This window comes from uncultured Methylobacterium sp., from assembly GCF_964242245.1.
Taxonomy (GTDB): domain Bacteria; phylum Pseudomonadota; class Alphaproteobacteria; order Rhizobiales; family Beijerinckiaceae; genus Methylobacterium.
On record NZ_CAXTBY010000091.1, the window covers coordinates 2,795 to 16,600 of the forward strand.

The following is a 13,806-nucleotide window of genomic DNA, read 5'->3' on the forward strand; positions in this document are numbered from 1 at the left end:
ACTATTTGTAAATCGTAGCGTTGTCAAATCTATCGTCGCGGAGTTCGCTAGATGACATTGCTAAGACAGAGATCAATGTAGATACAAATAAATGCTTGCCAGAAAAATTATTGATTTTTCACGAAAATGGTCGCTGCAGCATGCGAATTTACACAAAGGTTGTACTAATCAGTCAGTTATACTATCTTTTTCGGTGCGCAGAGGCACCTGCGCTTGGGTCGCCCGCTGCCTGTCGGCCACTCCTCGACAGCCTGCTGGCATTCCTTTCACCGAGTGTGGAACCTCAGCAGCGCGCCTATCGGAAATTTGCAGCTTTCCTCTCCTGGGAAGGGGCGAGTGTTGGGCACCGACCCCTTCCGCAGCAGCCGGAGCCAAGCGAGCTACGCGGCCGAACACGGTGCAGAACACGTTCGTGTCGTTTGGGAAACCCATGACGCGCCGGGCCCTGACCCCGTAGATCATGAGTTGGGGATTACGGTGTTCTTCCCGCCCCTATCAGGGCGGCCACGGCCTCGCCGATGGTGCCGAACACGTCGGCGGTCTCGTGGACGCTGGCGAAGCGCTCGTACTCCGCGCCCCTGAACCGGATCATGGCGTGCAGGCCGGAAGGCTCGTCGGTTGCGTGTTGACGAGGTCGGACCAAACCTCATTCTCGGCGTCGCCGAGAGCGTCGGTTGCTTCCTCGACTGCTTCGTTCTCCGGCGTGCCGAACTTGGCGTCCTTGTCAGGTGAAGCCTCGTGCTCCGCACGCATCGCTTAAAACCGCTCCAGAACCGCGAACACGGGATCGGGTCCGGGCGTCTCGCGGACGCCCCCCATGTGCGCGGCCACGGCCGTGCGGATGGCGCCGAGCACGTCGGAACCGCTCTCCCACCGGTCCAAGATTTCCTGCTGCTCGATGGTGAAGTGGAGCATCGCGATGAGCCCCGCTTGGATAGCCGGTATGATGTCGAACATGGCGCGATACGCGTCGTCCGACAGATCAGTCCTGCGATTGCGCTCCTCATCGTGAGCCTTGCCCTCTGGCGTCCCGACCAGCGCGTCCTGCCCCAGGATGTCGCCGTTGGCGCAGCGCTCCGCCTCGACGGCGGCAGCGGTGGCGGCGAAGATGGGGTCGACACCCAGCGCGGTCACGGGGCGGACCGGCGCAGAGCTGGAGCGCGTGAAGCGCGCCTTCATCCGCGGGCTGATCGATGAAACTGAGGCCGAGGCCGAGATGCCGCGCATCAGGGCCGAGCATCAGGCGCTGGAGGATGAGATCCGGGGTAAGCGGCACGTCGGCCGTCATTGCCCTGGAACCTGCCACAGTCGCCCGCTTCGGACGAAGCGCCGACGATCTGGTCGCGACGCTGGACGATCACGCCCGCAGCCGACACGGCAGCCGGGCCGCGAGGTCACGCGCGCTCGCCGATCTGCGCACGCTGATCGAGAGCGTCACGATCCATCCGGACGGACCGCGCGCTGGCTTCGATGTGGAGGTTTGGGGCCGTCTGGAAGAATTGATCGTCGCAGACCGAGGACGATATGGCGGAATCAGTGGGTCTGAAATGGTAGCGGGAGAGGGACTCGAACCCCCGACACGAGGATTATGATTCCTCTGCTCTAACCAGCTGAGCTACCCCGCCCCACACCGCGACCGTCTGCGGAACAGGCGACCGTTCGGAGATCGGCGGTATAGGGAAAGGCGGTTCGCGGTGTCAACGTCCCGCGCGCGGCCAAATCGGCGATGAACGGCTCTGGACCGGCGCCCGGGAAACCGACCGGCACGCGCGGCCTTATCCGTGGCAGGGTTGCCCGCGTGTTCCCGACGACCGGAGCTGATGTCTTGACCGAACCTCCCGCGACCGGATCTTCCCCGACCGTTCCTTCCGGCTCCGAGGCCGGCCTGCGCACCTCCTGCCGCCACGCCGAACTCGGGCCCGACTTCTTCGACGTGGTCGCGCCGGCCCGCTTCCCGGACGCGATCCTGCGCTACCGCAACCAGCCCTGGGCCGGGCGCGTCGGGCTCGGCGCCCTGACGGATGCGGCGTGGATCGGCCATTTCGGCCGGTTCGAGCCCCTGTCCGGCTCGTTTCCCGAGCCCTTGGCCCTGCGCTACCACGGCCATCAGTTCCGCTCGTACAACCCGGAACTCGGCGACGGGCGCGGCTTCCTGTTCGCGCAACTGCACGATCTCCGCGACGGGCGCCTGCTCGACCTCGGCACCAAGGGCAGCGGCACGACGCCGTGGTCGCGGTCCGGCGACGGGCGCCTCACCCTCAAGGGCGGCGTGCGCGAGGTGCTCGCCACGGCGCTGCTGGAGGCGCAGGGCGTCTACACCTCGAAATCCTTCAGCCTGATCGAGACCGGCGAGGCTTTGGAGCGGGGCGACGAGCCCTCCCCCACCCGCTCGGCCGTGCTGGTGCGCCTGAGCCACGGCCACATCCGCATCGGCAGCTTCCAGCGCTTCCTGGCGCTGGACGAGCCTGAGAACATCGAGCGGCTCCTCGACCACACGATCGCGACCCACATGCCCGGCCTCCGCCGCGACGCGGTCGCCGACCGGGCGACGGCGTTCCTCGCGGAGGTGGTGCGCCGGGTCGCGCGGATGGGCGCGCAGTGGGCGGCGGCCGGCTTCGTTCACGGCGTCCTCAACACCGACAACATCAACGTCACCGGCGAGAGCTTCGATTACGGGCCCTGGCGCTTCCTGCCGCACTACGATCCCGACTTCACCGCGGCCTACTTCGACACCGGCGGCCTCTACAGCTTCGGCCGTCAGCCCGAGGCACTGTACTGGAACCTCGCGCGCTTGGCCGACTGCCTCCTGCCGCTGGCCGCACAGGCGGACCTGGAGGCCGCGCTGACGGGCTTCGGGCCGGCGCTCCAGCAGGCTTTCGCCGAGGCGCTGTTCGCGCGCCTCGGCCTCGCACCGGCCGGACAAGCGGAGACCGACCGGTTCGTCGCGGCCTTCTGGCGCTTCCTTGCCCAGAGCCGAGCGCCCTTCGAGCAGGTGTTCTTCGATTGGTACGGCGGTCTTGAAAGCGCGAAGCGGGCCGAGGCCGGGCCCATCGGCGCGCTCTACGCGGGCCCCGACTTCGCGCCCGTGCGCGACGCCCTGGCGGCCCTGGCGAGAGCACCCGATGCCCGGCCCGATCATCCCTACTTCGCAGCACGAAAGCCCTGCACCCTGCTGATCGACGAGGTCGAGGCCCTGTGGGCACCGATCGCGCTGAGCGACGACTGGTCGATCTTCGAACGCAAGCTCGCCGCGATCGCGCTGATGGCCGAGGCCTACGGCACGGCGCCGGCTGCACCCTGAGTCGGGATTACAGATCCTCCGGGCGCCTGCACGTCTCGGCGCGGCCGGCCGTGATGCCGCAGTCGATCACCGTCCGCGTCATCTGGAATCCGAGCCGGAACAGCAGGGCGCAGGCCGCGACCGCGGCGGCGACCTTGAGCGGGTTCACGGCAGGCTCCCCTCGGCTATATGAGCGCCTTCACCAAGGGCAGGGCCGGCATCCGTGCGCGAGACCTTTCACATCGAAGTGCTCGGCCCGGACGCCGGCGAGGTGCAGAGCCGCATCTCGATGCGCAGCGCCGGACTGGCGGGCGCGCAGGAGCGGGCCCTGCGCCTGTTCGCCCGCGCTCGCGTGCCGCAGAGCGTCGGGGGCTTGGCCGAGGCCGTGCGCGTGATCGACGGGGCCGGCCGCGAGGTGTTCTTCCGCAGCCGCTTCGACGAGCCGGGCTGAGATCGCCGTTGCGAGGAGCGAAGCGGAGGGACCCAGGAATGCGCGCGGCGCTCGTCGTGTCCGGAGTGATCCTGCTGTTCTGCGCCCTGTTCCTGCGCAGCTACAGCCTGCCGCCGGCCCCCGACCGGGCGGGGGGCACGACGATCGTGCTGACCCTGCCGAACCGCCCGCTCCTCGGCAGCCCCCGGGCCGACTGCCTCGGCGCGCCGGAATCGGAGCCGGTGATCGCCTGCCTGATCGCGTCGGTGAACCGCGCCCGCAGCGAGGGCATCCCGCTCGTGACGCTGCGCTTCTCGCCGGCCTGCTACGGCCTGTCCGAGCGCTTCGCCGCGATCGGCCGCGACGAGGCGGCGGTGCGCGCGCAGGCCGCCCGCATCGCCCGCCTCGGCTGGTGACGCGGCCGTCGTTGCTGACGTTTCGAGCGGATGGAAGCGCCGCGCACCCGCCGAGGCCGGGCCTTGCCCGGTCGTCCCGCGGCGTGCCGTCGACTTGGCGCCTACTTCGGCTTCGCGGACGCCAGCGGCTCCGACGGCGCGGCCACGGGCGACTTCGGCTTGCGGGCCTCCGCGAGGTCCTCGGCCTTGTCCTCGTCGGTGTCGCCCTGCCCGATCGTCTTCTCGGGGTCGGCGGCCAGCGTCTTCACGATCTCGAGCAGCCGCTCGCACTCGGTGATGTAGGTGTAGGTCTCGAGCACGATCGCGGCGTCGCGCAGGGTGCGCAGGTCGCGCACGGCCTGCTTGTTGGCGCTCTCGCGCAGCTCGCTCTTGCGCGCGATCGTCTCCTCGATCCTGGCCCCCTTCACGTCGCAGGCGGCCTGAGCGGGACCGGCCAGGACGGCGGCGAGGGGAACGGCGAGGATGAGGCGCATGGCGGCGGGCTTCCTGGAACGATCTCGAAGGCGGATCAGGCGTAGTCGGGATGGACGTGGCGCAGGATGTCGTTGGCGAGCGCGACGAGCTGGCTCAGCCGGTAGGGCTTGGCCACGAACACCGACGCGGACACGGCCTCCCCCTGCGGGAGGCAGGCGCGGCCCCCCGAGGTGTAGACCACCGGAAGCGATGGGCACTGCGCGCGGGCGGCGTGCGCCAGCATGATGCCGTTCGTGTTGCGGGCCAGATCGATATCGGTGAAGAGCAGGTCGACGGTCTCGCGGGCCAGGATCGCCTCGGCGTCCCAGGCATCGGCCGCAGTCAGCACGCGGTAGCCCGCCTCGACGAGGGCTTCGGCGGCGAGTTCGCAGACCATGGGCTCGTCCTCGACGATCAGGACGGTCGTGGGAACGCGGTCGTGGAAGGCCGGTAGGCTGAAGGCGGCGCAGGCGAAGGGCATCATGACGCAACTCCAACTCACCCGGCGCGGAAGGACTCTCCCGATGCCGGATCGCAGGACCAACGGGATCTCACGGGCCGGCGTTCGCCGTGCGTGCATCGAATTGCCGAGGTTTGGTGAGCGAAGCCTTAACCCTGCCCGCCCGCACCCGAACGAGGCGCCCGCACTGGTTAACGGAAGGTTACCGGACCCGTCGCCGGACCGGGGTTCGTGAACCGTCGCCGACTCTTGGGCACGGGCCTGATCCTCAACGCACCCGGAGCGGATCGGCGCCCGCGCCGTCCGGAGGGCCCTGTCGCCGCCGGTTGCGCGCTTCGGCGCCCGCGTTGCCCGGTGCCCGAACACCTTGCATGATCACGCCGCGATGAGCCCGTTCCCATGAGCACCTCCCTCACGAGCCACGTCGCGCCGGTCGAGGCCGGCGCCCACGTCGTCGCCGTCCACTTCCTGAAGGACATCCTCGTCCTGGCGCTCGGCGATGGCGGCATCCTCCGGAGCGAGGACGGACGACCGGCCCGGCTCGCCGCCCACCCGGACGCCGGGATTCTTGTCGCCGCGGGCGATGCGGGCCGGCTCGTCACCGGCGGGGACGACGGGCGCATCGTCGAGATGCGCGCCGACGGCGCGCTCGCCGAGGTCGCGACCGCGAAGGGTGGCGCCTGGATCGATGCGCTGGCCCTCCATCCCGACGGCGCGGTGGCCTACGCCGCCGGCCGCAACGTCGTCGCCCGCGATGCCAAGGGCAGCGAGCGGACGCTGGTCGCGCCCTCCACCGCCCGCGGCCTCGCCTTCGCGGGGAAGGGCTACCGGCTCGCGGTGGCACACTACAACGGCGTCAGCCTTTGGTACCCGAACCACGAGACGCCGGCCGAGATCGCCGAGTGGAAGGGCTCGCACATCGACGTGACGTGGTCGCCCGACGGCCGCTTCGTCGTCTCGACCATGCAGGAGAACGCGCTGCACGGCTGGCGCCTCCAGCCCGACCGCGGCCACATGCGCATGTCGGGCTACCCGGGCAAGGTCCGCTCGATGACGTGGTCGTCGGACGGGCACTGGCTGGCGACGGGCGGGGCGGAGGCGGCGATCGTGTGGCCGTTCGATTCGCGGGAAGGCCCGACCGGCAAGGCCCCGCGCGAGTGCGGCGTGCGGCCGGCGCGGGTCTCGCGCGTCGCCTTCCACCCGAAGGCATTGGTGCTCGCCATGGGCTACGAGGACGGCTGCATCCTGCTCGTGCGCTTCACCGACGCCTCCGAACTGCTGGTGCGTCCGGCGGTGAAGGGCAGCGCAGTCTCGGCCCTCGCCTGGGACGCCCGCGGCGGCCGCCTCGCCTTCGGCTGCACCGACGGCGCGGCGGGAGTGCTGACGCTGCCGGCGTGACTCGCGGCCGCCGCGGCCCTGGAACCGCGGGCCGCACCGTGCTCTCCTGCAACGCGTCCGAGCGTCGAGGCCCCCGTGTTCCGTGTCATTCGCACCATCGGCCTTGCGCTGGGCCTCCTCGGCGGCGGCCTCGCGGCGCAGGGGCCGGAATTCGCCCAGCAATACGCCCAGCGCCTCGGCGGCGCCCTGGACGAACTCAAGCGCGAGGTCGCGACGCTGGAATCCGATGCGCGGGCCACCGGCCACACCCGCGACGGGGCCGTCGACCGCCTGCGCACCAACCCGGACGGCCTCGTCGCGCGGCGCGGCGAGGCGGCGCGCAGCGACATCGAGCGGATGGCGCGGCTCTCCGCCCAGCAGCAGGCGCTGGCCTCGGCGACGAGCCCGCTCGGGCGCCTCTTCGCCCTGATCCGCGATCCCGACGCGCCGCTCGCGCGGGCGACCTACCAGGACTTCAATCCGGCTCTGCCGACGACCGCCGACGGCTTCGTGGCCGGCCTCCTCGGGTTCCTGGCGGCCTGGGGCGGCTGGCGCGTCGTCTCCGACCTGGGCCGGCGCCTGATGCGACGGCGGGTGCGGACCGGGGCCACGGCCGCCTGAGCGCCGGTCCCGGTTACCTCAGGTTCGCGGCACGGGTGTGTCCGGGCGTCTACAGCCGCCAGCGCGCCGCTTGCTTAGGGAGGAAGCGATGATCCCGCGGCCGGGTCCCGTGCCGGCCCGCGCGCATCACGCCGTCAGGGTCCATCATGGCACGCGCCTCCACCCCGACGATCGACCCGGCGCTCGATGCGGCCGCGCTCCTGCGCCGCGTCGGCTTCTTCGGGCTGTTCGTGATCGTGCCGGTGGTCGCGCAGGTCGCCCGGCGCGCGACGGTCATCCTCGCCCCGATCGCCGTCGCGCTCCTGATCATCGCGAGCGCGATCGATGGCCGCCAGCGACCGCTGCGTCCCACGAGCGCTCGGCTGCTGCGGGCCCCGGCCTTCCTGGCCGGGATGCTGGTGATCCTGTGGTCGGCCCTGTCGCTCGCCTGGACGCCGTTCCTCGGGCCGGCCTCGGAGCGGCTGGCCAACCTCGTCGCGACGATCCTGCTGACGCTGGCCGGCTACCTCGCGCTGCCCGACCGGATGCGCTCGGCCAACCTCTACCTGCTGCCGCTCGGCGTGACGGCGGCGGCGATCGTCGCGATCGTGCTCGGCCTGTTCGGGGGCAGCCTGATGCGCGGGCTGCCCGATGACGGCGACGCGCTGGACCGCGGCCTCACCCTGCTCGCCCTGCTGCTGTGGCCGGCTGTGGCGTGGCTGCGCTCGCGCCGCCGCGACCGGGAGGCCCTCGGGCTCGCCCTCGTCGTCGCTGCGGCGCTCGCCGTCTCCCCGAACCTGACGCAGGTCGTGGCGCTCGCCGCCGGCGCCGTCGCCTTCGCCGCGACGAGCCGGCCCCGCTACGGCGTCGGCCTCACCGCCGGGATCGTGGCCGGCCTGCTGGCCGTAGCGCCCCTCCTGCCGTTCCTCGCCCGTCCGGTCGGCGCGGCCCTGTTCGGGCCGCTCGCGCCCGGCGTGCTCGCGCTCAAGAGCTGGCAGCGCATCGTCACGACGGAGCCGGTGCGCCTGATCACCGGCCACGGCTTCGAGACGGCGCTGCGCGGACGCTTCGTCGGGATGCTGCCGCCCAACGCGCCGAGCACCGCGCTGTTCGAGTTCTGGTACGAGCTCGGCATCGTCGGCGCGCTGGCGGCGGCCTTCGCCCTCCACGCCTCGATCCGGCGCGCCGGCCGCGACGCGCCGCTCCTCGTGCCCGGCGCCATGGCCGGGTTCGCCACCGCGTTCACGATCGCCTGCATCGGCGTCGGTCTGACGGTGATCTGGTGGCTGACCACCCTGGCCGTCACCATCCTGGTGTTCGTCGCGATCGCGCGCGGGCAGTTCCGCACGCGCCGTCCCAAGGTGACCCGCCTGCGCCTGCCGCGGGCGGCGGAATCCTCGCCGCCGCCTCCGCTCTGACGAGCCGGGACCTTCACGCGTCCGCCGCGGCCTCGAGACCTGCCATGTCCGCATCCGACAGGCCGAGATGATGGCCGATCTCGTGGATCAGCACGTGGGCGACGAGGTGGCCGAGCGTCTCGTCGTGCTCGGCCCAGTCATCCAGCAGCGGCCTCCGGTAGAGCCAGACCGCGTTCGGCATCTGGCCGGTCACGGTCTCGCCGCCCTGCGCGAGCCCGACGCCGCGGAAGAGGCCGAGGAGGTCGAACTCGGACTCGCACCCCATCTCGGCGAGCGTCGCGTCGTCGGGGAAATCCTCGACGACGATGCGGACGTCCGCGCACAGGGCGCGGAACGCCGCCGGCAGTCCGGCGAAGGCGATCCGAGCAAGCTCCTCGATGTCCGACAGGCTCGGTGCTCGCGCCGCGGCCAAGCTCACGCGGCGTCCTCGACCACGGGGAGCACGCAGGTGCGCAGGAAGGCGGCCAGATCGTCGGTGATGTGGTCGATGTGGGCCTCCCGCACCGCTTCCTGCTCGAACGCCTCGCGGTAGGGGTCGATGATGGCGGGGACCACCAGCACCGTCGCCATGCCGAGGTCGTGCGGCACCACGAGGTTGCGGGCGATGTCCTCGAACAGGGCCGTGCGGTGCGGGTCGACCCCGTGCAGCGCCAGGAAGCGCTCGTAGGTCGCGCGCTCGGGCTTCGGCACGAAGTCGGCCGCGGCGATGTCGAACACGTCCTCGAAATGGTCGAGGATGCCGAGCTTGGCCGCCACGTTCTCGGCGTGCCGGCGGGAACCGTTGGTGAGGATCAGCTTGCGGCCGGGCAGGCGCGCGACCGCGTCGCCCAGCGCCGCGTCGAGGCTGATGGTCGAGTGGTCGATGTCGTGGGCGAAGTCCATGAACGCGTGCGGATCGACGCCGTCCTCGACCATCAGCGCCTTCAGCGTCGTGCCGTAGCGATGGTAGAAGTACTTCTGCAGCGCGCGCGCCGAGAGCCCGTCGAGGCCGTAGAGGCGCATGACGTAGAGCGTGATGCGCTCGTCCACCTGCGGCCAGACCCGGGCGTCGCTCGGGTAGAGCGTGTTGTCGAGGTCGAACACCCAGGTGTCGACCGTCTCGAAGCCTCGAGCGCGCGTGGTGGTGAGGTGGCTCTCGCCGGGTGTTCTGTTCGAGATGTCCGGGCTCCCGGCGCTGGCCGGCTTCGGTGGCACCTCCGGGACGGCTGATCCCCCGGGCGGTCCTGACGGTGATGTGGACGATCAGCTTCGGCGGATCAGGGTGCCGGCCCCGTAATCGGTGAACAGCTCCAGCAGGACGGCGTGATTGACCTTGCCGTCGAGGATGACGACGGCCTCGACGCCCTGATCGATGGCGTAGATGCAGGTCTCGATCTTCGGGATCATGCCGCCGGTGATCGTACCGTCGGCGATCAGCCGCCGGCAATCCTCGATCGTCAGTTCGGGGATCAGCGTCCCGTCCTTGTCGAGGACGCCGGGCACGTCGGTGAGCAGCAGGAGGCGCTTGGCCCGGAGCGCGCCGGCGATGGCGCCGGCGAAGGTGTCGGCGTTGACGTTGTAGGTCTGCCCGTCCGCACCGTAGGCCACGGGCGCCAGCACCGGGATCAACTCGGCCTTGAGCACCGCATCCAGCACCCCGCGCTCGACGTGCTCGGGCTCGCCGACGAGGCCGAGATCGAGGCTCCGCACCTCGTGGCTCTCGGGGTCGGTCACGGTCTTGGCCGCGCGCTTGGCGCGGACCATGTTGCCGTCCTTGCCGCACAGGCCCACGGCGCGACCGCCCTCGGCCGAGATCCAGCCGACGATCTGCTTGTTGATCGAGCCGGCGAGCACCATCTCGACGACCTCGACGGTGGCCTCGTCGGTGACGCGAAGGCCGCCGCGGAACTCCGACTGGATGCCGAGCCGGTCGAGCATCCGCCCGATCTGCGGCCCGCCGCCGTGCACCACGATCGGCTTCAGGCCGGACTGCTCCAGGAGCACGATGTCCTCGGCGAAGTCCTCCGCGGCGGCGCGGTCGCCCATGGCGTGGCCGCCGTACTTGATGACGACGATCTCCTGGTCGTAGCGCTGCATGTGGGGCAGCGCCTGGGCCAGGACCTCGGCGCGGACATGCACGTTCGGCAGTTCGGTCATCGTGGTCCTCTGCTTGCGCCGGCCGCGCGATGCGCGGCCCCACGCGGGCGGTGCTTTACAGGAACGCGGCCAAAGCGCGAAGCGGCGGGCGACGCCTTCGGCGAAGCTCAGGAGCCGATGCCGAGCATCAGCCCGATGTTCTGCACGGCGGCGCCCGAGGCGCCCTTGCCGAGGTTGTCCAGCCGCGCGACCAGCACCGCCTGCCGGTGCTCGGCCGAGCCGAAGACGCGCAGTTCCAATCGGTCGGTGTCGTTGAGCGCCTCCGGCTCGATCTGCTCCGCGTGCGCGCCCGCCGCCGCCCCGGGCACGACCTGCACGAGGGGCTGGCCGTCGTACCAGGCAAGCAATGCGGTTTCGAGGTCGGCCGCCTCCGGGCACCCGGGCAGCGCGTCAAGATGGAGGGGGATCGAGACCAGCATGCCCTGGCGGAAGCCGCCGACCGAGGGGATGAAGATCGGCCGCCGGGTCAGGCCGGAATAGGCCTGCGTCTCCGGCAGGTGCTTGTGCCCGAAGCCGAGGCCGTAGAGCAGGAAGGCTGCGCCGGTGCCGGCCTCGTAGGCCCCGATCATGCCCTTGCCGCCGCCGCTGTAGCCGCTGACCGCGTTGATGCTGATCGCGAAGTCGGCCGGGATCAGCCCGCCCTCGACGAGGGGGCGCAGCAGGGCGATCGCCCCGGTGGGATAGCAGCCGGGATTGGCCACCCGGCGCGCGCTCGCGATCGCCCTGCCCTGCCCCCGCGTCATCTCGGCGAAGCCGTAGGTCCAGCCCGGACTGACGCGGTGTGCGGTGCTGGCGTCGAGGATGCGCGGGCCTCCGCCCGGCAGCTCGTCCGCGAGCGCCACCGTCTCGCGCGCGGCGGCGTCCGGCAGGCAGAGCACGACGAGGTCGACCTCGGCGAGCAGCGCGCGCTTGGTGCCCGGGTCCTTGCGGCTCTCCGCCGGGAGGCTGCGCAGGGCTACGCGACGGTCGCGCTCCAGGCGCGCGCGGATGCCGAGGCCGGTGGTGCCCGCCTCGCCGTCGATGAAGACCGTCGGCCTCTGGTTCTCGCCCGCCATCGCCCCTTGCACCGTCGCGTCCGGGAGCCGCCGGATCATCGTGTCGCAGCGCGGGAGGTGACGGGTGCGGACGCGCCTGTCAACGGCAGGGCACGCTGCGCCGAACCTCGTTCGTCCACAGGCGGTCGGAATGCCGCCGGAACACGGCTGCGGAGGTTCGGTTATCCGCCCGACCCGTTTTTCGGAGGTTCGGCGCAGATGTCAGGCACGGCGAAGAAGACGAATCCCAAGCTCTGGGACAAGATCAAGCACGAGGTCACCGAAGGCGACAAGGGCGGCAAGCCCGGCCAGTGGTCGGCCCGCAAGGCGCAGATGGCGACGCAGGAATACAAGAAGGAGGGCGGCGGCTACGAGGGCGGGAAGGCCTCCGACAACCACCTCAAGCAGTGGACCGACGAGAAGTGGGATACGAAGTCTGGTCAGGAGAGCGGCAAGACCGGCGAGCGCTACCTGCCGAAGACGGCGCGCGATGCGGTGTCGGACGAGCAGTACGATCGCTCCACCGCCAAGAAGCGGGCCGACAGCGCCGCGGGCAAGCAGTTCTCGAAGCAGCCGAAGGACGTGGCGAAAACGGCCGCCGCGGCGCGGAAGGGCGGGGCGAGCGAGACCAAGGCCGACCTGATGCGGAAGGCCAAGGCGCAGAACGTAGCCGGTCGCTCGAAGATGTCGAAGGCCGAGTTGGAGAAGGCGGTTCACGCCTGAGAGGCCCACGCCGGACAAGAGAACAGGGCGGCGCCTCGCGGCGGCGTCCTGTTCTTGTTCGATGATGACCGATCAGCGCTTCGAGAACTGGAAGCTGCGGCGGGCCTTCTTGCGGCCGTACTTCTTGCGCTCGACGACGCGGGAGTCGCGGGTGAGGAAGCCCTCGCGCTTGAGCGGCGCACGCAGTTCCGGCTCGTAGTAGGTCAGCGCCTTCGAGAGGCCGTGGCGCACGGCGCCCGCCTGACCCGAGAGGCCGCCGCCGGCCACCGTGACGGTGATGTCGTACTGGTCGACGCGGTTGGCCACCGACAGCGGCTGGCGCAGGATCATGCGCAGCACCGGCCGGGCGAAGTAGGTCTCGACCGGACGCTTGTTGACGATGATCGCGCCGGAGCCGGGCTTGATCCAGACGCGGGCGACCGCATCCTTGCGCTTGCCGGTGGCGTAGGCCCGGCCCTGGGCGTCCAGCTTCTGGACGTGGACGGGGGCGACGACGGCGTCGTCCGCGCCGGCGTTCGACCGGTTGAGATCGGCAAGGGACTGCAGGGTCGCCATCTTAAGCGCTCACGTTCTTGCGGTTGAGGACGCCGACGTCGAACGTCCGCGGCTGCTGGGCTTCGTGCGGGTGCGTCGTGCCCTTGTAGACCCGAAGGTTGCCCATGATCTGGCGGAACAGGGGCCCGCGCGGCAGCATGCGCTCGACGGCCTTCTCCACGACGCGCTCGGGGAAGCGCCCTTCGAGGATGAACTTCGCCGAGCGCTCCTTGATGCCGCCGGGATAACCGGTGTGGTGATAGTAGTTCTTCTGGACGTACTTGCGCCCGGTGAACTTCACCTTCTCGGCGTTGATGACGATGACGTTGTCGCCGCAATCGACGTGCGGCGTGTAGACGGGCTTGTGCTTGCCGCGCAGGCGCATCGCGACGATCGAGGCGAGGCGGCCGACGACGAGGCCCTCCGCGTCGATCACGATCCACGTCTTCTCGACGTCGGCGGGCTTCAGCGAAAAGGTCTTCATGGGCCGAAATCTCGGTGGCGTGCCTGGAAAAACGAGCCGCCGCGTCGTGGGACGCGGCGGCGATGGCCGGTGCATAGACATCGGCGCGACGCGGGTCAAGTCGCCCCGACGGCGCGTATCGGCTGAAACGCGAGAGTTTTGAATTACTTCAGCGATGAGGTATTCAGATACCATAACCGTCTCGATCCGCACTGTCTGACCGTGAGGCCGTGAATCCTACAGCGGCGTCATACGATCTCAGGTCGATCAGTTCCGGGGCATCGCATCCCATCATCCGCGCGTCCCTCCTCCGAAGACGCTCTTGGATTCACACATTTCGACCCTTGGTGCGCGGGTTCCCGCGCATCCCCTCGCCCCGCCTGCGGGGAAAGGGCTTTGCCGACCACGGACCTCGGGTCTACCCGACATCCGATCTTTGGTGCCCAAGTCGGCGGTGCCCAAGTCGGGCAGGCCCGGCTTGG

Annotated in this window: 18 protein-coding genes and 1 tRNA gene; 7 read left to right on the top strand and 12 right to left on the bottom strand. The window is 70.3% G+C overall.

The window, feature by feature from the left end; translation table 11 throughout:
• Positions 1-588: 588 nt before the first annotated feature.
• From ACFE8Y_RS16320 to ACFE8Y_RS16330, 3 genes are all read right to left on the bottom strand, one after another.
• Positions 589-753: a hypothetical protein gene (locus ACFE8Y_RS16320; protein ID WP_375465434.1), complete on the bottom strand. Its 165-nt coding sequence runs from the start codon at positions 751-753 to the stop codon at positions 589-591.
• Positions 754-756: 3 nt separating this feature from the next.
• Positions 757-1,227, bottom strand: a complete 471-nt coding sequence (locus ACFE8Y_RS16325) for a hypothetical protein (RefSeq protein ID WP_375465435.1) — start codon at positions 1,225-1,227, stop codon at positions 757-759.
• Between the two features lie 321 nt (positions 1,228-1,548).
• Positions 1,549-1,625 (bottom strand) — tRNA-Met (locus ACFE8Y_RS16330).
• A 260-nt stretch (positions 1,626-1,885) separates the two neighbouring features.
• Here ACFE8Y_RS16330 and ACFE8Y_RS16335 point away from each other — a divergent pair.
• Positions 1,886-3,301, top strand: coding sequence for a protein adenylyltransferase SelO (locus ACFE8Y_RS16335; protein ID WP_375465449.1), 1,416 nt, complete (start codon positions 1,886-1,888; stop codon positions 3,299-3,301).
• A gap of 7 nt (positions 3,302-3,308) precedes the next feature.
• Here the strand turns inward: ACFE8Y_RS16335 and ACFE8Y_RS16340 are convergent, their stop codons facing one another.
• A complete protein-coding gene (locus ACFE8Y_RS16340) occupies positions 3,309-3,449 on the bottom strand; it encodes a hypothetical protein (RefSeq protein ID WP_375465436.1) in 141 nt (46 codons plus the stop codon).
• 54 nt (positions 3,450-3,503) lie between these two features.
• Between ACFE8Y_RS16340 and ACFE8Y_RS16345 the strand changes: the two genes are divergently transcribed.
• Together ACFE8Y_RS16345 and ACFE8Y_RS16350 are read left to right on the top strand one after the other, a co-directional pair.
• Complete coding sequence (locus tag ACFE8Y_RS16345) at positions 3,504-3,731, top strand: hypothetical protein (protein WP_375465437.1); 228 nt, start codon at positions 3,504-3,506, stop codon at positions 3,729-3,731.
• A 38-nt stretch (positions 3,732-3,769) separates the two neighbouring features.
• Positions 3,770-4,126, top strand: a complete 357-nt coding sequence (locus ACFE8Y_RS16350; protein ID WP_375465438.1) for a hypothetical protein — start codon at positions 3,770-3,772, stop codon at positions 4,124-4,126.
• Between the two features lie 101 nt (positions 4,127-4,227).
• On the opposite strand, the gene ACFE8Y_RS16355 is transcribed toward ACFE8Y_RS16350, so the two are convergent.
• Both ACFE8Y_RS16355 and ACFE8Y_RS16360 read right to left on the bottom strand, forming a co-directional pair.
• Positions 4,228-4,599 carry a photosystem reaction center subunit H gene (locus tag ACFE8Y_RS16355; RefSeq protein WP_375465439.1) on the bottom strand — a complete coding sequence of 124 codons (372 nt, stop codon included), beginning with the start codon at positions 4,597-4,599 and terminating at the stop codon, positions 4,228-4,230.
• A gap of 35 nt (positions 4,600-4,634) precedes the next feature.
• Positions 4,635-5,063 (bottom strand): response regulator, encoded by a 429-nt coding sequence (locus ACFE8Y_RS16360; RefSeq protein WP_375465440.1) that lies wholly within the window; start codon positions 5,061-5,063, stop codon positions 4,635-4,637.
• Positions 5,064-5,438: 375 nt separating this feature from the next.
• On the opposite strand from ACFE8Y_RS16360, the gene ACFE8Y_RS16365 reads away from it, so the two are divergent.
• The 3 genes from ACFE8Y_RS16365 to ACFE8Y_RS16375 all read left to right on the top strand — a co-directional run bounded on the left by ACFE8Y_RS16365 (position 5,439) and on the right by ACFE8Y_RS16375 (position 8,434).
• A complete protein-coding gene (locus tag ACFE8Y_RS16365; protein WP_375465441.1) occupies positions 5,439-6,437 on the top strand; it encodes a WD40 repeat domain-containing protein in 999 nt (332 codons plus the stop codon).
• A 75-nt stretch (positions 6,438-6,512) separates the two neighbouring features.
• Entirely contained in the window at positions 6,513-7,037 is a 525-nt protein-coding gene (locus tag ACFE8Y_RS16370; RefSeq protein WP_375465442.1) for a DUF2937 family protein, read from the top strand.
• A 146-nt stretch (positions 7,038-7,183) separates the two neighbouring features.
• Positions 7,184-8,434, top strand: coding sequence for a peptide ABC transporter permease (locus ACFE8Y_RS16375; RefSeq protein WP_375465443.1), 1,251 nt, complete (start codon positions 7,184-7,186; stop codon positions 8,432-8,434).
• 13 nt (positions 8,435-8,447) lie between these two features.
• On the opposite strand, the gene ACFE8Y_RS16380 is transcribed toward ACFE8Y_RS16375, so the two are convergent.
• From ACFE8Y_RS16380 to argC, 4 genes are all read right to left on the bottom strand, one after another.
• A complete protein-coding gene (locus tag ACFE8Y_RS16380; RefSeq protein ID WP_375465444.1) occupies positions 8,448-8,852 on the bottom strand; it encodes a metallopeptidase family protein in 405 nt (134 codons plus the stop codon).
• Entirely contained in the window at positions 8,849-9,592 is a 744-nt protein-coding gene (locus ACFE8Y_RS16385) for a pyrimidine 5'-nucleotidase (protein WP_375465450.1), read from the bottom strand. Before ACFE8Y_RS16385 ends, ACFE8Y_RS16380 begins: the two co-directional genes overlap by 4 nt.
• Positions 9,593-9,676: 84 nt before the next feature.
• Positions 9,677-10,570 carry an acetylglutamate kinase gene (argB, locus tag ACFE8Y_RS16390; RefSeq protein WP_375465445.1) on the bottom strand — a complete coding sequence of 298 codons (894 nt, stop codon included), beginning with the start codon at positions 10,568-10,570 and terminating at the stop codon, positions 9,677-9,679.
• A 107-nt stretch (positions 10,571-10,677) separates the two neighbouring features.
• A complete protein-coding gene (gene argC / locus ACFE8Y_RS16395; protein ID WP_375465451.1) occupies positions 10,678-11,625 on the bottom strand; it encodes an N-acetyl-gamma-glutamyl-phosphate reductase in 948 nt (315 codons plus the stop codon).
• Positions 11,626-11,823: 198 nt separating this feature from the next.
• Here argC and ACFE8Y_RS16400 point away from each other — a divergent pair, with 198 nt between their 5' ends.
• Positions 11,824-12,327, top strand: coding sequence for a hypothetical protein (locus ACFE8Y_RS16400; protein WP_375465446.1), 504 nt, complete (start codon positions 11,824-11,826; stop codon positions 12,325-12,327).
• A 72-nt stretch (positions 12,328-12,399) separates the two neighbouring features.
• Here the strand turns inward: ACFE8Y_RS16400 and rpsI are convergent, their stop codons facing one another.
• Positions 12,400-12,882, bottom strand: coding sequence for a 30S ribosomal protein S9 (gene rpsI / locus ACFE8Y_RS16405; RefSeq protein WP_375465447.1), 483 nt, complete (start codon positions 12,880-12,882; stop codon positions 12,400-12,402).
• A gap of 1 nt (position 12,883) precedes the next feature.
• Positions 12,884-13,345, bottom strand: coding sequence for a 50S ribosomal protein L13 (gene rplM, locus ACFE8Y_RS16410; RefSeq protein ID WP_375465448.1), 462 nt, complete (start codon positions 13,343-13,345; stop codon positions 12,884-12,886).
• Positions 13,346-13,806: the final 461 nt, after the last annotated feature.

Bases quoted from the DNA above. Each gene is read 5' to 3' on its own strand.
- ACFE8Y_RS16320 (WP_375465434.1), bottom strand. From the start codon at position 753: ATGCGTGCGGAGCACGAGGCTTCACCTGACAAGGACGCCAAGTTCGGC.
- ACFE8Y_RS16325 (WP_375465435.1), bottom strand. From the start codon at position 1,227: ATGCGCGGCATCTCGGCCTCGGCCTCAGTTTCATCGATCAGCCCGCGG.
- ACFE8Y_RS16350 (WP_375465438.1), top strand. From the start codon at position 3,770: ATGCGCGCGGCGCTCGTCGTGTCCGGAGTGATCCTGCTGTTCTGCGCC.
- ACFE8Y_RS16355 (WP_375465439.1), bottom strand. From the start codon at position 4,599: ATGCGCCTCATCCTCGCCGTTCCCCTCGCCGCCGTCCTGGCCGGTCCC.
- ACFE8Y_RS16360 (WP_375465440.1), bottom strand. From the start codon at position 5,063: ATGATGCCCTTCGCCTGCGCCGCCTTCAGCCTACCGGCCTTCCACGAC.
- ACFE8Y_RS16365 (WP_375465441.1), top strand. From the start codon at position 5,439: ATGAGCACCTCCCTCACGAGCCACGTCGCGCCGGTCGAGGCCGGCGCC.
- ACFE8Y_RS16375 (WP_375465443.1), top strand. From the start codon at position 7,184: ATGGCACGCGCCTCCACCCCGACGATCGACCCGGCGCTCGATGCGGCC.
- argB (WP_375465445.1), bottom strand. From the start codon at position 10,570: ATGACCGAACTGCCGAACGTGCATGTCCGCGCCGAGGTCCTGGCCCAG.
- argC (WP_375465451.1), bottom strand. From the start codon at position 11,625: ATGGCGGGCGAGAACCAGAGGCCGACGGTCTTCATCGACGGCGAGGCG.
- ACFE8Y_RS16400 (WP_375465446.1), top strand. From the start codon at position 11,824: ATGTCAGGCACGGCGAAGAAGACGAATCCCAAGCTCTGGGACAAGATC.
- rpsI (WP_375465447.1), bottom strand. From the start codon at position 12,882: ATGGCGACCCTGCAGTCCCTTGCCGATCTCAACCGGTCGAACGCCGGC.
- rplM (WP_375465448.1), bottom strand. From the start codon at position 13,345: ATGAAGACCTTTTCGCTGAAGCCCGCCGACGTCGAGAAGACGTGGATC.